Origin of the sequence: Bacillus sp. DE0042 (assembly GCF_007680225.1) — a bacterium.
Classification (GTDB): domain Bacteria; phylum Bacillota; class Bacilli; order Bacillales; family Bacillaceae_G; genus Bacillus_A; species Bacillus_A wiedmannii.
Genome location: NZ_VEJP01000001.1, coordinates 582887 through 599943, shown reverse-complemented (window position 1 = coordinate 599943; position 17057 = coordinate 582887). Strand labels below are relative to the sequence as shown.

Below are 17057 nucleotides of genomic sequence, written 5' to 3'. Positions count from 1 at the left end.
CAAGAACAGTTTATTAACAAAATTCTGTTTTTAATATTGGATAGAAACACAATAATAAAATGATTAATTTAAAGAAAGAACTGAAGGAATTCGGTTCTTTCTTTATTTGTAGAATTTAGAAATTTCTTAATGTTATAATGGTAGTTGGTGATGAAAATGAACTTTGAAGAAAAAGAGATGCATCGTTTAGAAGCATTAAAAGCAATTGCTGAATTATTAAATGAAGCAACAGACTTACAGGACATGTTAGAAAAAGTGTTACATACATTGTTACAAGTTATGAATTTACAAACAGGGTGGATATTCTTTATCGATGAAAGTGGAAAGCACCGTATGCTTGTAGATGAAAACTTACCACCGGCTCTTACATGGAAAGAGAAGAAGCCGATGTGTGAAGGAGATTGCTGGTGTGTAGAGCGTTTTGTGAATGGGAGATTAGAAAAAGCAACAAATATTATTGAATGTAAGCGGATAGAGGATGCGATTGAATGTAATTGGGGAGAGACCGAAGATGTTACGCATCATGCGACAATTCCCCTTAGGTCTGGATCGGAGAAGTTTGGTCTATTAAATGTGGCTTCACCTCAAAAAACACATTTTTCAGAGGAAGAATTAGCATTACTAGAATCAATTACATTTCAAATAGGAACGACAATACAACGTATTCAGTTAGTAGAGAAAGAACGTAAATACGTAGTGGTAGCTGAAAGAAATCGACTTGCACGTGATTTACATGATTCAGTAAAACAATTGTTATTTTCTATTATGCTAACAGCAAAAGGTACTTTAAATATGACGCAAGATAGAGACTTGCAAGAGATGTTGAGCTATATTGGAGAATTATCACAGGAAGCATTACAAGAAATGACACTTTTAATTTGGCAATTAAGACCGGAAGGATTAGAGAAAGGTTTAGCAGAAGCAATTAAAAATTACGGAAAGTTGTTAGGGATCCACGTGGAAGTTCGAATTGATGGTATGGTTTCAATTGGAGATGAAATAGAAGAAGTTTTATGGCGTATTAGTCAAGAAGCAATACATAATTGTAAAAAACATGCTTCATGTGAAAAGGTATATGTTCTTTTAAAAATAGAAAATAACCAGTTGTATTTTTACATAGAGGATAACGGAATAGGATTTATACAAGATCACGTAAGAGAGTCAGCGCTCGGTTTAAAAAGTATGAAGGAACGTATTCAGTTAATGAGGGGATCATTTCAAATAAAAACTGAGCTGAAAAAGGGTACGAAAATTGAAATTCAATTGCCGGTTTAAAGGGGAGAAGAAGATTGAAGATTAAATTACTACTAGTTGAAGATCATCATATCGTTCGAAGAGGACTTGTATTCTTTTTAAAAACGAGAGAAGAATTTGAAATAGTTGGGGAAGCAGAAAATGGTGAAGAGGCATTAATATTCATTCAAACGGAAAGACCAGATGTAGTATTAATGGATCTATCAATGCCGAAGATGGATGGTATAGAAGCAACAAAACGGATAAAACAATATGATGAAACAATAAAGATACTTATATTAAGCAGTTTTTCAGAGCAAGATTATGTTTTACCAGCACTGGAAGCTGGAGCAGATGGTTATCAATTAAAAGAAGTACAACCAGAGCAACTTGTTGCTTCTATCATTGCAGTACATGAAGGAAATGCGAATTTTCATCCGAAAGTAACACCAGCACTATTCGGACAATCAGCAGTCAAGAAAGAAAAAGAGAACCCTTTTTCCATGTTAACGAAAAGAGAGCAAGAAGTACTTCGTGAAATTGCGAAAGGGCGAAGTAATAAAGAAATTGCAGCAGAGCTTCATATTACAGAACAGACTGTGAAAACACACGTTTCAAATGTTTTAGCTAAATTGGAAGTAGATGATCGTACGCAAGCTGCATTATATGCGGTGAAGCACGGGGGAAATAATAAGTATGAATAATTATGTACCATATTACGACAGAATACATAGGAGTATTTAAAATTTATCATGCTATTTGCGGGCTTATAATTAGTGGTAGATGTACAATACTCTCACTGATTAAAGTTTCAATTTATAGTAGTGCTAAATAAAGGTTTTTCTTCTTTCTATAATTAGGTACAATAAAACTACGATGGAAGGGGAAGATATGCTATGCCAGGTACAAGAAGTGGGATTGGAAAAATTCAAGCTTCGTTAAACGGTTTATCACCGAAATTGCGAAGTATTGCCGAACATATATTGAAACATCCACAAGATGTTGTACATAAATCTATTACAGAATTAGCTGAAGTTACGAATAGTTCTGAAGCTACGATATTCCGCTTATGTAAGCACCTCGGTTTTCAAGGGTTTCAAGATTTAAAGATTACATTAGCTCGTGAAATTGTACATACTCCTATGCAAAATATTCATGAAGAAGTATCGGCAGAAGATAGTATGGTAACAGTTGCTAAAAAAGTTTTTCATTCGCATATTACAGGACTGCAAGATACATTGCATTTGTTAAATGATACAGCGCTAGAGCAAGCCGTAAAGGTATTGCAAGATGCAAGTCGTATTGAGTTTTATGGAAATGGTGGTTCTGGTATTATTGCGATGGATGCATATCATAAATTTATGAGAACGGGTATTTCTTGTATTGCTCATACAGATTCACATTTTCAAATTATGGGTGCGGGTTTACTTACTAAAGAAGCAGTGGTAATTGCAATTTCTCATTCTGGTAGCAATAAAGGGTTACTAGAAGCGTTAGAAGTAGCAAAAGCAAGGGGAGCTCACATTATTGCAATTACGAGCTATCAGAAATCAGCATTAAGTCAACTTGCTGGTATTACTTTGTATACCTCAACACGTGAGACAGAATTCCGTACAGAAGCAAGTTCATCAAGATTAGCACAGTTAAGTTTGTTAGATACATTATACGTTGGGTTATCGTTACAACGCCAAGAAGAAACGTTGCAAAATTTACAAAGTATACGTGAAACAATTTCGATGAAACGAATATAAAAAGTCCTTCAGTTGAAGGGCTTTTTATATTCGTCAATAGTTTGATGATATATAATCTAGGTTTACTCGTTATAATTTTTTTGAAAATATGATGATAATAATTTCCTATATTAAAAAAATTTTTATTTATTACTCCGCGTCTTGAATTCTAATAAACGATACATAGATGAAATCTCAGTTTTCCCTTCAAATATAGTAAGAAAACATTTGGTTAATAATTCAAATATTGTTCAATATTTAACAATAAGCTTTTAAAATTACATGTTATGATGAACGTGTAATGATGATTGAACATTTAAATTTGGCATAATGATTAGCCAAATCAGTGAAGACAGAAGATTTGAGATGTACTCATTAAAATTCTAAAACACTAAAGGGGAGATCATATATGAAAGCAGTAGTAGTTAATAAAAATAGTAAAGCAAACATTGAAGTTATTGAAAAAGAATTACGTCCGTTACACTCAGGTGAAGCGCTTGTAGATGTAGAGTATTGTGGAGTTTGTCATACTGATTTACACGTTGCAAATCATGATTTTGGAAACACAGATGGCCGTATTCTTGGTCATGAGGGTGTAGGTATTGTTACGAAAATTGCTGATGATGTTACTTCACTAAAGATAGGTGATCGTGTAAGTATTGCATGGATGTTCCAATCTTGTGGGCGTTGTGAATATTGCATAACTGGTAGAGAAACTTTTTGCCGTGAAGTTAAAAATGCTGGTTATTCAGTCGATGGTGGTATGGCAGAACAATGTATTGTTACAGCTGATTATGCTGTGAAAGTACCAGAAGGATTAGATCCTGCTCAAGCATCATCAATCACATGTGCGGGCGTAACTACATATAAAGCAATAAAAGTATCAGACATTAAACCTGGTCAACCTATCGTCATCTATGGTTGTGGTGGATTAGGTAACCTAGCTATCCAATATGCTAAAAACGTATTTGGTGCAAAGGTAATTGCAGTAGATATTAATGACGATAAATTAGCGTTAGCAAAAGAAGTTGGTGCGGATATGACTATCAATCCAATTTCTCAAGGTCCTGCTGATAAGATTGTTCAAGATGAATTTGGTGGTGCTTATGCTGCTGTAGTAACAGCCGTTTCTAAAGTAGCATTCAATTCAGCAGTTGATGCAGTACGTGCTTGTGGTAAAGTCGTTGCAGTAGGTTTACCAGTAGAAACTATGGATTTAAACATTCCGCGACTTGTACTAGATGGAATTGAAGTAGTTGGTTCTCTAGTTGGTACTCGTAAAGACTTAGAGGAGGCGTTCATGTTCGGTGCAGAAGGAAAAGTAGTGCCGGTTGTTCAAACTTGTTCTCTAGATAAAGTACAAAATGTATTCGAAGAAATGGAACAAGGCAGAATTCAAGGACGTATGGTAATCGATTTTAAACAGCATAATTGTGATTGTAAATAATTCACTTTAAATATAAAAAGCATGAGTCTAGCAAAGGACATGTAAAAAAGTTAGACGGCATAAAGAAGCTGATCCCTGTATTCAATAGGGATCAGCTTCTTTTATATCAATGCCGATTAATGAGAAATGATTAAAGATTCACTTTATCTACAAACGAAAAAGAATCTTTACTTTTAACAAATTTTTTATGATTTGGAACGGTTTGAATTGCTACAACTTGCGAATCTCTTGCTTTCAGTGCATCTTGAATCCCGATTGTCATAAGCTTAATAAATAGAATCGTAATAAAGAATGAAACGAGAGTATACAAAATAATCCACCATGAAATATTCATTTCATAACGATTTAATCCAATAAGGCCTGCCCAATCATTCGATAGAGAAACAGGTTTGAGTACTCCGTCATAGAGTTCACGCATTTGTATCCCACCAATTATAATATCAAGCAACGCTAAATGGATAACGAGTATGAGAGTTTGGACGATATGTTCCATAAATAACACAAATAAGCGGTCAAGTAATAAGACTCGTAAGTGTTTTTTGATAATATGAAAACGGCTAGCACCCAGTAATTGTGAACTTAAAATATAATCTTGTTTCATAAATTCATCAACCTCTGAGGATATATATAAAGAAAGTGTAGGCAGAGCGACGAAAATAAGTACGAGTACTTGATAAAACGCAAATGAAATATTTGGATCTAATCTATCAGCATTTGATATGATTACAATATTAACGGGCGTGATGAGTATAAATGCGATAAATAAAGTAGGAATATAGTAAAACACTTCTGAGCATGCCTGGAAAAATCTCTTGAATTTTGGAGCATATAAACTTAAGAGAATTCCTATACATGTTCCGAATAAAATTCGAAAGAAGCTAATTGCCACAGCTAATAAGATAGTGAATTTTGCTCCTTCTATAATTTGTAAGAAAACAGACTCTCCAAAACGATCAGATCCAAAAGGCGGTATTAACGATGGTGGAAAGGGGGCCTTTCCAAGTAATTCGTTATTGTCATTGTAAAGTAACTGAGGAGGTTTTGGGATGTTATCTTTAAAGAACCAACTATAAATAAAACTAGCTGAAACAAGTATGAATAAATAAGTAAAGCCGATTAAAAAGCGTTTTGATTTCCAAATAGATTTCATAAAGCTGCTCCTTTCAATTGCTTTTGCCATCTATTCATCATGAAAGAGATTATTTGAAAAATGGCATAAAACGGTAAGATAATCATGACAAGTATAATAAATGCAGCCGGAGGTGAAATAAACGCCTTTTTAAATAAAAATTGAATAATGCCTTGCATATTAAAAACAAATTCTAAAATGAATAAGTTAGAAAGTAAGAAAACAAAAATCGTTTTTAAATGGTGGAAGAAGTGGATAGATATATTTTTGAATAAATGAATGCATAGTATATAACTTGATGAAAACCCTTTTCCATATGCAACCTCTACATAATGTTTTCCATGTTCTTCTTTTATGTATAACACCATCATCCGAAACATTTGTAATGTAGGTAAGACAGCTAAAGATAAAATAGGGAGTAAATAAGCTCGATTTTCATTAAAAGAAATAATGGTGACAGGTAATTCCCCGAATTTCCGCAGTAACCATATGAAAAATATTTGTAAACAAATCATCATCATCATATCAGGGACAGCTTCTAATATGAACACAATTCGGTTTATCCATTTTTTTATATAATCTTTTGCTAAAAAATAAAAAAATGCCATGCTAGATGAGATAAAGAGCGCAAGCAAAAAGGCTACGAATAATATAATAAACGAATATAGGTAAGGTTCTAAAACAGTTGGAAATAATGGTGTTGTTTTTAAATGACCAAACTTTGGGTCTGATCCTATAACCAACAATGATTCAGGTGAGAAAACCTGTTTTAACATAGTAACGATCTGGTTAAAAAAATAAATTGGTTGAAAGGTGAATCCTTGTTGAGTGATAAATAAATAAGGTAAATTTAATAATAGTAACAGTGATAAAAGAATTGATGAAAGCTTAATTGTGAATTGAGATATTTTATGTAACATTAAATCCCTCCGACATCTTTTTACAACATTATACAATAAAGTCTAAAATATTGTTTTATTTTTCTGAAAAATATAAATACTATTAGATTTTATAGTATGGAACATATATTTACAAGTTAATAAAGTGATAGTAGGATCCGCACTCTAAGACTATTAAGATAAAAGGAAGAGTGAACTTAATACAATAAAAACGAGCAAAGTGCACAAAATTTCCATTGCGGAGGTAGTTGCTGTACAACTCATTTTTCAGACAAATGAGTAGAAAGTACGGAAGGACTATATATGTGTTGTTAATGAAAGAAAAAGAATGTGTTGCGAAACGAATATAATGCAACTTTACCGCACGTAAAAGCTAAATTTAGTATGTAAGTGAAATGGAATGAGGGGGATATATTTTTTATTGTGAAAAAAATTTTCTTTTTAAAACTTGATTAATGAAAAAATATTTTATATACTAATTCATGTAAACGGTTTACTAGATCGTATTTTGCTAGAAACGAAGGGAAGATTCGCATGGAAACAAGGGGGAGAGTAATCGGGATTGATATCGGTACCACAAGTACAAAAACGGTTGTGTTTACAGAAAAAGGAAAAGTCGTTGCATCACATGCAGTTGATTATCCAATTATTCAACCAAAGGTCGGATGGGCTGAGCAAGATCCTGATGTAATATGTGCTGCTGTATATAAAACTGTAAGCGTTGCCATCGAAAAGGGTAACGTGTTACCAGAGGATATTTCTTCAATCGGTATTAGTACAGCAATGCACGCATTAATTGCAGTAGATAAAAACGGTGCACCATTAACGCGTTCTATCATTTGGGCAGATAATAGAAGTACGAAACAATCGGAAAAATTATTACAACATATGAATGGGCATGACATTTATAGACGAACAGGCACACCAATTCATCCGATGTCGCCGCTTTCTAAATTATTGTGGATGAAAGAGGAAGAGCCAGAATTATATAGGGGCGCTTATAAATTTATTTCCATTAAAGAGTATGTTATTTATCAATTGTTTTCACGTTACGTAGTGGATTATTCAATAGCATCTGCTACTGGGTTATTTAATTTAGAAACATTAAACTGGGATGAAGAAGTTTTAACGATGTTACATATGTCACCAGAACAATTATCAAAACCTGTGCCAACTACATATATTTTATCGGGTATGAAACCTGAATTAGCACAAAAGATGGGCATTCGTGAAGATACGCCAGTTGTTATTGGTGCAAGTGATGGTGTTCTTGCGAATGTAGGCGTTGGGGCAATATCGCCTGGCTCAGCTGCAATTACAATTGGTACAAGTGGTGCAGTTCGAACAATTTCATCAAGTGTTAATACAGATGAAAAAGGAAGAACGTTTTGTTATGCATTAACAGACGAGCACTGGGTGATTGGCGGACCAACGAATAACGGCGGAATATTACTGAGATGGTTACGTGATGAATTTGGTAGCCCGGAACAAGAAGTTGCAAGGAAGCTTGGCATTGATCCGTATGATTTATTAATTAAGTATGCGGAAAGTGTACCAGCTGGAGCGGGTGGATTGCTATTTTTACCGTTTCTATCTGGAGAACGTGCACCTTACTGGAATGCAAATGCTCGTGGTACATTCTTTGGAATAAACCTTCAGCATAAACGAGAACATTTTATACGTGCAGTCATGGAAGGTGTTTGTATGAGCGTATATTCTGTTGCACTCGCAATCAGGGATTGTACAGGGCCACTTACTGAAATACGCGTTTCAGGAGGTTTTGCGAAATCTGCATTTTGGAGACAAATGTTATCCGATATGATGGGAAAAGAATTGCTTGTTCCTGAAAGTCATGAAGCATCTGCGCTTGGGGCAGCGGCAGTTGCTTTATATGCTGTAGGAAAAATTGATTCTCTTGAAGAGGTAAAGGATTGGATTGATATTGTTCATCATCATGTACCGAATAAAGAAAATACGGCTATATATTTAGAAATGTTTTATATGTATGAACGACTTTACAATCGCTTGAAAGAAGAATTTGATTGTATAGCTGCTTTCCAACGTAAACAATAGGGGGATTGGGAGAAATGGTAGTTGGAATCGTACTAGCGGCAGTTGTCATACTACTTTTACTTATTACAGTAGTAAAATGGCATCCGTTTGTCGCGTTAATTTTAACAGCAATTGGTGTAGGACTTGCAATGGGAATGCCATTGATTGGAACTTCACCAAAAGATCCAGGGATTATCGATTCTATTAAGCTAGGGCTTGGTAATACGTTAGGGTTTTTAGCGATAGTATTAGCATTAGGAACGATGCTTGGAAAAATGATGGCCGAATCTGGTGGTGCTGAACGAATTGCTAACACATTAATTAATCGTTTTGGGAAGAAACGTGTTCACTGGGCAATGATGTTCGTTGCATTTTTAGTGGGGATTCCAGTGTTTTTCCAAGTTGGATTTGTACTGTTAATTCCATTAGTATTTACAATTGCGTTAGAAACAGGGGTATCACTTATTACAATTGGTATACCACTAGTAGCAGGTTTATCTGTTGTACACGGACTTGTTCCGCCACATCCAGCAGCGATGGCAGCAGTAGGTATTTTTAAAGCGGATGTAGGGAAGACAATTTTATATGCTTTAATTGTCGGACTTCCAACTGCAATCATTTCAGGTCCGCTTTACGGGAAATGGATTGGTGCTCGTATACATAAAGAAGTACCATTAGATATAGCGGAGCAATTTATTGAAAGAGATAAGAAGAAGGAGCTTCCTAGTTTCGGAAATACATTGTTTACAATTTTACTTCCAGTATTTCTAATGCTAGGTGCATCAATTGCGGAAGTAGCACTAAACAAAACAAGTCAACTTGCACAAGTATTGCACTTTATTGGAGATCCAATCGTCGCGTTATTAATTGCAACGATATACTCTTTCTTTAGTCTTGGTTATGCAAAAGGTTTCTCAAAGGATAAAGTATTACAATTTACAAACGATTGCCTTGGGCCTATTGCGAACATACTGTTAGTTATTGGTGCAGGCGGCGCATTTAATAAAGTATTATTAGATTCTGGAATTGGAACGACAATCGCAGAAATGGCGAAAGAATCTCATATTTCACCGATATTATTAGGCTGGGGAATTGCGGCACTTATCCGAATTGCAACTGGATCGGCAACGGTTTCTATGATGACAGCAGCTGGTATTGTTGCGCCGATTGCAGCAAGTACACCAGGTGTAAATGTTGAACTGCTAGCACTTGCAACAGGTGCAGGGTCATTAATTTTATCACATGTAAATGATTCTGGATTTTGGATGATTAAAGAGTATTTTGGAATGACTGTGAAAGAAACATTATTAACATGGACTGCAATGGAGACGATATTATCTGTTGTAGCACTTGGACTAATTTCGTTATTAAATATATTTGTATAGAATGGGAGATTGATTAATATGAAACTAGGTTTAATTGGATTAGGAAAAATGGGATTCCCATTAGCAGAACATTTATATGAAGACAAGCATGAAGTAGTTGTATACGACGTTAATAAAGAGCTTGTTGAAAAGGCAGGTGCAATAGGGATTACTGCTCGTCATACATTAAAAGAAATGATTGCTGAACTAGAAGCTCCTCGTACAATCTGGGTAATGGTACCTGCGGGAGAAGTTGTTGAATCGGTACTAAAAGATGTATATCCATTATTAGAAGGAGGCGATATCGTTATTGAAGGCGGAAATTCATTCTATAAAGATACGTTACGCCGTGCGGAAGAAGCGGAAAGCTTTGGCTTACATTACGTAGATATCGGTACATCAGGCGGTGTAGAAGGAGCTAGATACGGTGCTTGCTTAATGGTTGGTGGAGAAAAAGAAATATATGATCAATTAGAACCTTTATTTAAAGATTTAGCAGTAGAGAATGGGTATTCATATGCAGGCCGCGTCGGAAGTGGTCATTTCTTAAAAATGGTTCATAACGGTATTGAATACGGTATGATGCAAGCAATCGCTGAAGGCTTTGAAGTGTTAGATAAAAGTGATTTTGATTTCAATTATGAAGATGTTGCAAAAGTATGGGCAAACGGATCGGTTATCCGCGGTTGGTTAATGGACTTAACTGAAAAGGCGTTTGCAGATGATCCAAAACTAGATGGTATTAAAGGTGTGATGAATTCTTCAGGAGAAGGGAAATGGACTGTGGAAACGGCACTTGAACTTCAAGCGGCAGCACCGGTAATCGCGATGTCATTATTTATGCGCTACCGTTCTCAAGAAGATGATACATTCCACGGAAAAGTAGTTTCAGCTCTTCGTAATCAGTTCGGTGGACATGAAGTTGTGAAAAAATAGGAAATGATTTTTGAAAAGAAACTTGTGCATAGGCGCAAGTTTCTTTTTTTATAGTGTAAGAAATCTCTAATTTAAAAATACCATTCAATCATTGTCTATTTGTACTGATTGTATCAAATATAAAAGGAAGCATGAAAGATGTCCCAACATAAAAATAAGAATAAATAAAATGAAATTTTCATAAATAGTAAAAGGATGATTATGTCATCAGTGTAGCTATGAAGTGGTGTTACATATGAAAAGAGCGTGTTAATAAAATATGGGGTGGTTAAATGGGAAATGAGCAAGTGAAGAATGCAGGGGAAGAAAAAAAGTTATGTCTTTGTATGATTGTTAAGAACGAGTCTAGAATTATGGAAAGATGTTTAAATGCTACAAAATCAATTGTAGACTTTGTTTCTATTTGTGATACGGGATCAACTGATCATACACCTGAAATTATTGAAAGTTGGTGTAAAGAAAATGAAATCCCAGGAACAGTTCATCATGAACCATTTAAAAACTTTGGTTATAACAGAAGTTTAGCTGTTTCATTGGCACAAAAAACATATCCAGAAGCAGATTATTTGTTAATATTAGATGCAGATATGATATTAGAAGTTGATCCTGAGTTTGATAAGACTAGTTTAACGGAAGACCATTATCTTACATTGCAATATGATATTCATATTAAGTATTGGCTTACACGCCTTTTGAAAGCTTCTTTACCATGGAAATCTGTCGGTGTTACTCATGAGTATTGGGATATAGATCGTTCCAAAGTTGGTGCGAATTACAATACGAGAGTAGCAAGGTTAGAGACGCTTGTCGTTAACGACCCTGGGGATGGTGGGAGTAAAGCTGATAAATTTGAGAGAGATGAGAGATTGTTGTTAGAAGGGATTAATGATCCAGAAACAACGCCTGATTTGCATATAAGATATTTATTTTATTTAGCCCAAACTTATTTTCATTTAAGTCAATTTGAAGATTCGATTAAATGGTACAAAAAAAGAGTGGAAGCAGGGGGATGGGTTGAAGAAGTTTTCTATTCGTTATTGCGAATAGGATTTTGTTATGAACAATTAGCAAACCGTTCGGCAAATCAGCAACATGAAGTAACAGAAGCGGATGAAAAAGAAACTATGAAGAAGCAAGAAGAACAATATACAGCATTAGCAATTCTTTATTTTCAAAAAGCGTGGGAATATCGACCAACTAGGGCTGAGCCATTATACCAACTTGCAAGAATGTATCGATTAAAATCTCAAAATAATATTGCTTTGATGTATGCGTTGCAAGGGAAGGAAGTTCCTTTTCCGAATAATGATCTTCTATTTGTAGATTATCATGTGTATGATTACTTATTTGACTATGAGATTTCTATAAGTGCTTTTTATATACCGCATAAAAAACATTTAGGCGCAGTGTCACAAAAATTTTTGGAATCGAAAAAAGAAGAGTTACCGTTGCATATAGCAAATATGGTAGAAAGTAATGCGAAATTTTATTAAATACAATTTTGGTTAAAGGAGTAGTGGAGTAATAATGGAATTAATACGATGGGCGCTAGAACTAGGGGAATCTGTGCATGGAAATACGTATGAAGAATTGATGCCACTACTAGATTATTATTATGATCGTGATCATTTAAAAGCGTATTGTATTGCAAATCTTCTTTTAGATATGGACGTAGCAGATGAGCATCGGCAAAGAATTGAATTAAGAAGGTGCATTGCTGCTTATTATGCTGGATTATATAAAGTAGCAAAAAAACATGCAAATGAGCTTTTACTTAAATATCCGGATGTGGATTTGTATAAAAATAATTTAAGGCTAATGGAAGCTTATTTAAATAAAGAATATGATTATTGTCTTTTTATATGCCCAAAGACATATGGTAGTTTCATAGATGTCGCGCGAGCTTTGAAATGGCGATTAGAGCAGGAGGGAAATACAGCAATTATTTCAGAAACAATACTAGAAAATGTGAAAAATACAATTGTCTTTGGAGCGCATACATATGCGCATAACCCGAATCTACTTCCGAAAAATGCAATTATTTATAATTTAGAACAGCTATATGAAGGAAGCCCTTATGCGCACCCACTTTATTTAATGTTATTAAAAGATAAGGAAATTTGGGATTATAGTAAACAAAATATAGCATGGTTAAAACAAAAAGGTGTAGGAAAAGAAATAAGACATATAGGAATGAACTACGCCCCAACTTTGGAAATAAAAAAAGATGCATTTGAAGATGAGGTGACTGAAGACATCGATATACTGTTTATAGGTGCTCTTAATCCGAGGCGGCAAGCTATTTTAGATCAATTAAAAGCAGTTGCCCCAAATTTAAATATTGTTTTTAAAAATAATGCGTGGGGAATTGTTAGAAATGAGTTGATCGCTAGGTCTAAAATTATATTAAATATTCATTTTTACTTATCAGGAATTCTTGAAACACCTCGAGTTTCTTATGCGGTGGCAAATAAGAAATTTATTATTTCGGAAAATAGTAATCCAGAGGACGAGATAGAGTGGCCAGGAATTGTGTTTACTCCATACGAAAAAATAATAGAAAATATTATGAAATATGTAGCTTTACCAGAAGAGCGTATTAAATTAGCAGAAAAAGCGTATAACCATTTTGAAGCGAAAGGAAACATAGGCATACTGTGTCATAAAGAGGAGGAAAAGTAATTGTGAAGAACTCATACTTTCGTATGAGTTCTTTTTTTCGTCTATCATACTATTTTATCAAGCTAGTTCCTTCTTTATATTGTGTTTTGTATAGAAATTTCTGATAATATATATAAGTATAATTGAAAAACAAAGGAGAGAAATAATTATGAAACTAGTCGTTATTAACGGTACGCCAAGAAAATTCGGTAGAACTCGTGTGGTGGCAAAATATATTGTTGATCAATTTGAAGGGGAGTTATACGATTTATCAGTAGAGGAACTGCCTTTATATAACGGGGAAGAATCACAACGTGAATTAGAAGCGGTAAAAAAATTAAAGGCATTAGTGAAAACTGCAGACGGTGTAGTACTATGTACACCTGAATATCATAATGCAATGAGTGGAGCGTTGAAAAATTCGTTAGATTACTTAAGCAGTAGTGAATTTGTTCATAAACCTGTCGCATTACTTGCAGTTGCTGGAGGCGGTAAAGGTGGCATTAACGCATTAAACAATATGCGGATTGTTGCTAGAGGGGTGTACGCAAATGCAATCCCAAAACAAGTTGTGCTTGATGGACTTCATGTACAAGACGGTGAACTGGGAGAAGATGCAAAACCATTAATTCATGATTTAGTTAAAGAATTAAAAGCATATATGAGCGTATATAAAGAGGTGAAAAAACAACTAGGAGTTGAGTGATATGCCATCTCTGTATAAAGATTCACGCTTGTATTTCATTCTAGGGGCCAATAGTCTATCAGCTATTGGTTCCGGTATTGTTATGATAACGATTCCATGGTTGTTAATTAAAGAGAGTGGAGGAGAGACAACGTTTGGTTATGTCTCCATCATCGCAACTCTTATTATGTTTTTATTAACACCGTTTATCGGGCAGAGTATTGATCGTTTTTCAAGAAAATCTTTATTATTATGTAATGAAGGTATTGGGATAGTTGTTATAGGGATGATGGCTATATGGGGATTTACTGGGCAACCTTATCATTCTATTCACTATATTCTTATATATATAGCAGGGTCATTTTACTATTTATTATTTTATCCTACAATATTTGCGTTTAACCAAGAGATATTTCAAGCAGAACATTATAAAAATTTAAGTGGAACAATGGAAATAAAAGGACAGTTAACTCAAGTTATTTCAGGAGCGGCTGCTAGCTTCCTTATTGAAATCATTTCTTTAAAATGGATTTTGTTAGTAGATATGTTAACCTTTGCAGGAGCATTTTTCCTTTTCTTATGTATACCGTACGTAAAGAAAAAGGAAGTAAAAAGGAAAGTAACATTTAAGAAGCAATTGTTCGAAGGGATTCACTTTATGCAAAAGCGTCCGAAGTTCTTTTGGTTTTTACTGGCGACTTATATGCCGTTTATCGGTGTCATGATGGCAAATTATTTAATCCCGGTATATATTTCAGATCTATTAAAAGCCAGTGCCTCAGTATACGCAATAGAAGGTATGATGTACGGCGTCGGAGCGGTTCTTGCGGGAATAGGTATTCCAATTATGATGAAATATATAAAGATAGAAGTTTCAATCGTCATGACGATGCTCATTTATGTAATTTCAATTACCGCAATGATTATTGAACCTTCCGTAATGTTGTTATATGGACTTGCAATTTTTCATGCAATTGGCAATGCAGGTACAAGAGTGGCAAGAAATGTATTGATGATGGAGGAAATTCCAAACGAAGTAATGGGACGTGTAGACAGCTTATTTCGATTAATTGGTACAGGAATACGAATTGTATTATTAATGCTATTTACAGCTGGGGTATCTAAAACTGGGGTAATGCTCCCTTTTTACCTATTAAGCTGTATATTGATCCTATCATTAGGAATCGCTCTTTATTATGTGATATCACAACGTAAACTCGGAGCGGATGTTCCGAATAAATCACTCGTTTAAAAAATACTTCTGCCTCCCTTTCTTTTTCTATATAATAAAAAGAAAGGGAGTGTTAACTTATTTATGAACAAATGGATCTTGCTTCTAATCTTATTATTACCACCACTATACATTCTTTATATGACGTTTCGAATGAAGAATGTTGCTCGTGAAAAATTGAGTAATCACTCTCCATACGTTCTTATATTAGGCGCAAAGTTATTTGGAGATAGACCGTCTTTATCTCTTCAAAACCGTTTGGATGTAGCGTTGGAATATTTATATTCCCATCCTGAAGCGAAAGTAATTGTTTCAGGTGGTCAAGGGGAAGATGAAGATATACCGGAAGCTCATAGTATGAGAAACTATTTAATGGTACATGGTATAGATGAGAATCGTATTTTAATAGAAGATCAATCTACAAATACGTATGAGAATGTAAAGTTTAGTATGGATTTATATGATGTGAAACATGCGGTAGTTGTAAGTAATACGTATCATTTATATAGAACGAAAATAATCGCAAAGCGTTTAGGTATGAAGATGGAGGCACTAGCTGCTGAAACACCAATGCGCTCTAAGAAAAAAATGTATGTACGTGAATATGCTGCAATAATGAAAACAATATTGTTCGACCGTTAGAGCTCAAATGTGGGCTCTTTTTTAATTATAAAGCGTATCATTTGAAATGAATGCCGTATTCCATCAAAATAAAGGAAACAACATTAAAGGAGTTGTATTTGTGATTCAATTTAATCATGTGTCAAAAGCGTATGAAGATGGCACGAAAGCAGTGGATTCATTGCATTTAGAAATTAATAAGGGAGAATTTTTTGTTCTCATTGGTCCGAGTGGTTGCGGGAAAACAACGACAATGAAAATGATTAACCGTTTAATTGAAACGACTGAAGGATCTATTTTAATCGATGGAAAAGATATTCAACAATATAATATTAATGAATTGCGTTGGAATATAGGATACGTATTGCAGCAAATCGCTTTGTTTCCGCATATGACAATTGCAGAAAACATTGCAGTTGTTCCTGAAATGAGAAAATGGAGCAAAGAAAAAATAAAAGCTCGTGTCGATGAGTTGCTACAGATGGTCGGGCTAGATCCAGACGTATATCGCGATCGTATGCCTGATGAATTGTCAGGAGGGCAAAAGCAGCGCGTTGGTGTCGTAAGGGCATTAGCCGCAAACCCGAAAATCGTTCTTATGGATGAACCGTTTAGTGCGTTAGATCCATTGAGTAGGGAACAGCTTCAGAAGGATATCGTACAATTGCAAAAAAAGATTCAAAAAACAATTGTGTTCGTAACGCATGATATGCAAGAAGCGTTATCGCTTGGAGATCGTATTTGTATTATGAAAGAAGGAAAAGTTGTTCAATTAGATACACCAGAAGGTATTATACATAATCCGAAAAATGAGTTTGTAGAGGAGTTCATTGGAAATCGTGGGAGACCTTGGTATGAGGGGAAAAGTATAGAAGATGTATTACCACTTGATAAAAGTATGCGGATAGAAGGGGATGCACTATCATTGCATTCTTCTTTACAAGAAGCATTAATTCGTGTACGAGCTGACGAAGTCGTTCCAGTTGAAGAAAATGGTCAATATGTTGGAGCTTTAACAAGTCGTCATATTGTTAATTACATTGTTGAACAAATGAAGGAAAGAGGCTAA

The 17057-nt window shown here is 34.7% G+C and carries 15 protein-coding genes; 13 read left to right on the top strand and 2 right to left on the bottom strand.

Translation table 11 applies throughout. The features are described from left to right. The first annotated feature begins 156 nt into the window (after positions 1–156). The 4 genes from FS802_RS02770 (at position 157) to adhP (ending at position 4410) form a co-directional block, all read left to right on the top strand. The gene (locus tag FS802_RS02770; protein ID WP_144524844.1) at positions 157–1275 is read left to right on the top strand and encodes a GAF domain-containing sensor histidine kinase; all 1119 of its coding nucleotides are present in this window, start codon (positions 157–159) and stop codon (positions 1273–1275) included. Between the two features lie 14 nt (positions 1276–1289). Then, complete coding sequence (locus tag FS802_RS02765; RefSeq protein ID WP_098096036.1) at positions 1290–1937, top strand: response regulator; 648 nt, start codon at positions 1290–1292, stop codon at positions 1935–1937. A 192-nt stretch (positions 1938–2129) separates the two neighbouring features. Then, entirely contained in the window at positions 2130–2984 is an 855-nt protein-coding gene (locus tag FS802_RS02760) for a MurR/RpiR family transcriptional regulator (protein WP_001119634.1), read from the top strand. A 388-nt stretch (positions 2985–3372) separates the two neighbouring features. Beyond that, complete coding sequence (gene adhP / locus FS802_RS02755; RefSeq protein WP_000649116.1) at positions 3373–4410, top strand: alcohol dehydrogenase AdhP; 1038 nt, start codon at positions 3373–3375, stop codon at positions 4408–4410. Between the two features lie 130 nt (positions 4411–4540). Here adhP and FS802_RS02750 read toward each other — a convergent pair whose 3' ends face one another. Both FS802_RS02750 and FS802_RS02745 read right to left on the bottom strand, forming a co-directional pair. Further along, on the bottom strand, positions 4541–5560 hold the full coding sequence (locus FS802_RS02750) for an ABC transporter permease (RefSeq protein ID WP_000836586.1): 1020 nt from the start codon (positions 5558–5560) through the stop codon (positions 4541–4543). Continuing rightward, positions 5557–6459 carry an ABC transporter permease subunit gene (locus tag FS802_RS02745; protein WP_000902494.1) on the bottom strand — a complete coding sequence of 301 codons (903 nt, stop codon included), beginning with the start codon at positions 6457–6459 and terminating at the stop codon, positions 5557–5559. Before FS802_RS02745 ends, FS802_RS02750 begins: the two co-directional genes overlap by 4 nt. Before the next feature lie 513 nt (positions 6460–6972). Here FS802_RS02745 and gntK point away from each other — a divergent pair. From gntK to FS802_RS02700, 9 genes are all read left to right on the top strand, one after another. Further along, the gene (gene gntK, locus FS802_RS02740; RefSeq protein ID WP_098654691.1) at positions 6973–8511 is read left to right on the top strand and encodes a gluconokinase; all 1539 of its coding nucleotides are present in this window, start codon (positions 6973–6975) and stop codon (positions 8509–8511) included. A gap of 14 nt (positions 8512–8525) precedes the next feature. After that, positions 8526–9875 (top strand): GntP family permease, encoded by a 1350-nt coding sequence (locus FS802_RS02735; protein ID WP_141499288.1) that lies wholly within the window; start codon positions 8526–8528, stop codon positions 9873–9875. Between the two features lie 18 nt (positions 9876–9893). Then, positions 9894–10790 carry a phosphogluconate dehydrogenase (NAD(+)-dependent, decarboxylating) gene (gnd, locus tag FS802_RS02730; protein ID WP_000765990.1) on the top strand — a complete coding sequence of 299 codons (897 nt, stop codon included), beginning with the start codon at positions 9894–9896 and terminating at the stop codon, positions 10788–10790. A 272-nt stretch (positions 10791–11062) separates the two neighbouring features. Further along, a complete protein-coding gene (locus FS802_RS02725) occupies positions 11063–12283 on the top strand; it encodes a tetratricopeptide repeat-containing glycosyltransferase (protein ID WP_000526208.1) in 1221 nt (406 codons plus the stop codon). A 34-nt stretch (positions 12284–12317) separates the two neighbouring features. After that, positions 12318–13472: a CgeB family protein gene (locus tag FS802_RS02720; RefSeq protein ID WP_064477343.1), complete on the top strand. Its 1155-nt coding sequence runs from the start codon at positions 12318–12320 to the stop codon at positions 13470–13472. A gap of 148 nt (positions 13473–13620) precedes the next feature. Beyond that, positions 13621–14157, top strand: coding sequence for an NADPH-dependent FMN reductase (locus tag FS802_RS02715; RefSeq protein ID WP_098654692.1), 537 nt, complete (start codon positions 13621–13623; stop codon positions 14155–14157). 1 nt (position 14158) lies between these two features. After that, positions 14159–15388 (top strand): MFS transporter, encoded by a 1230-nt coding sequence (locus FS802_RS02710; protein ID WP_098654693.1) that lies wholly within the window; start codon positions 14159–14161, stop codon positions 15386–15388. Positions 15389–15451: 63 nt separating this feature from the next. Then, positions 15452–16009 (top strand): YdcF family protein, encoded by a 558-nt coding sequence (locus tag FS802_RS02705; RefSeq protein WP_098654694.1) that lies wholly within the window; start codon positions 15452–15454, stop codon positions 16007–16009. Positions 16010–16109: 100 nt separating this feature from the next. Continuing rightward, positions 16110–17057, top strand: coding sequence for an ABC transporter ATP-binding protein (locus FS802_RS02700; RefSeq protein WP_064477340.1), 948 nt, complete (start codon positions 16110–16112; stop codon positions 17055–17057).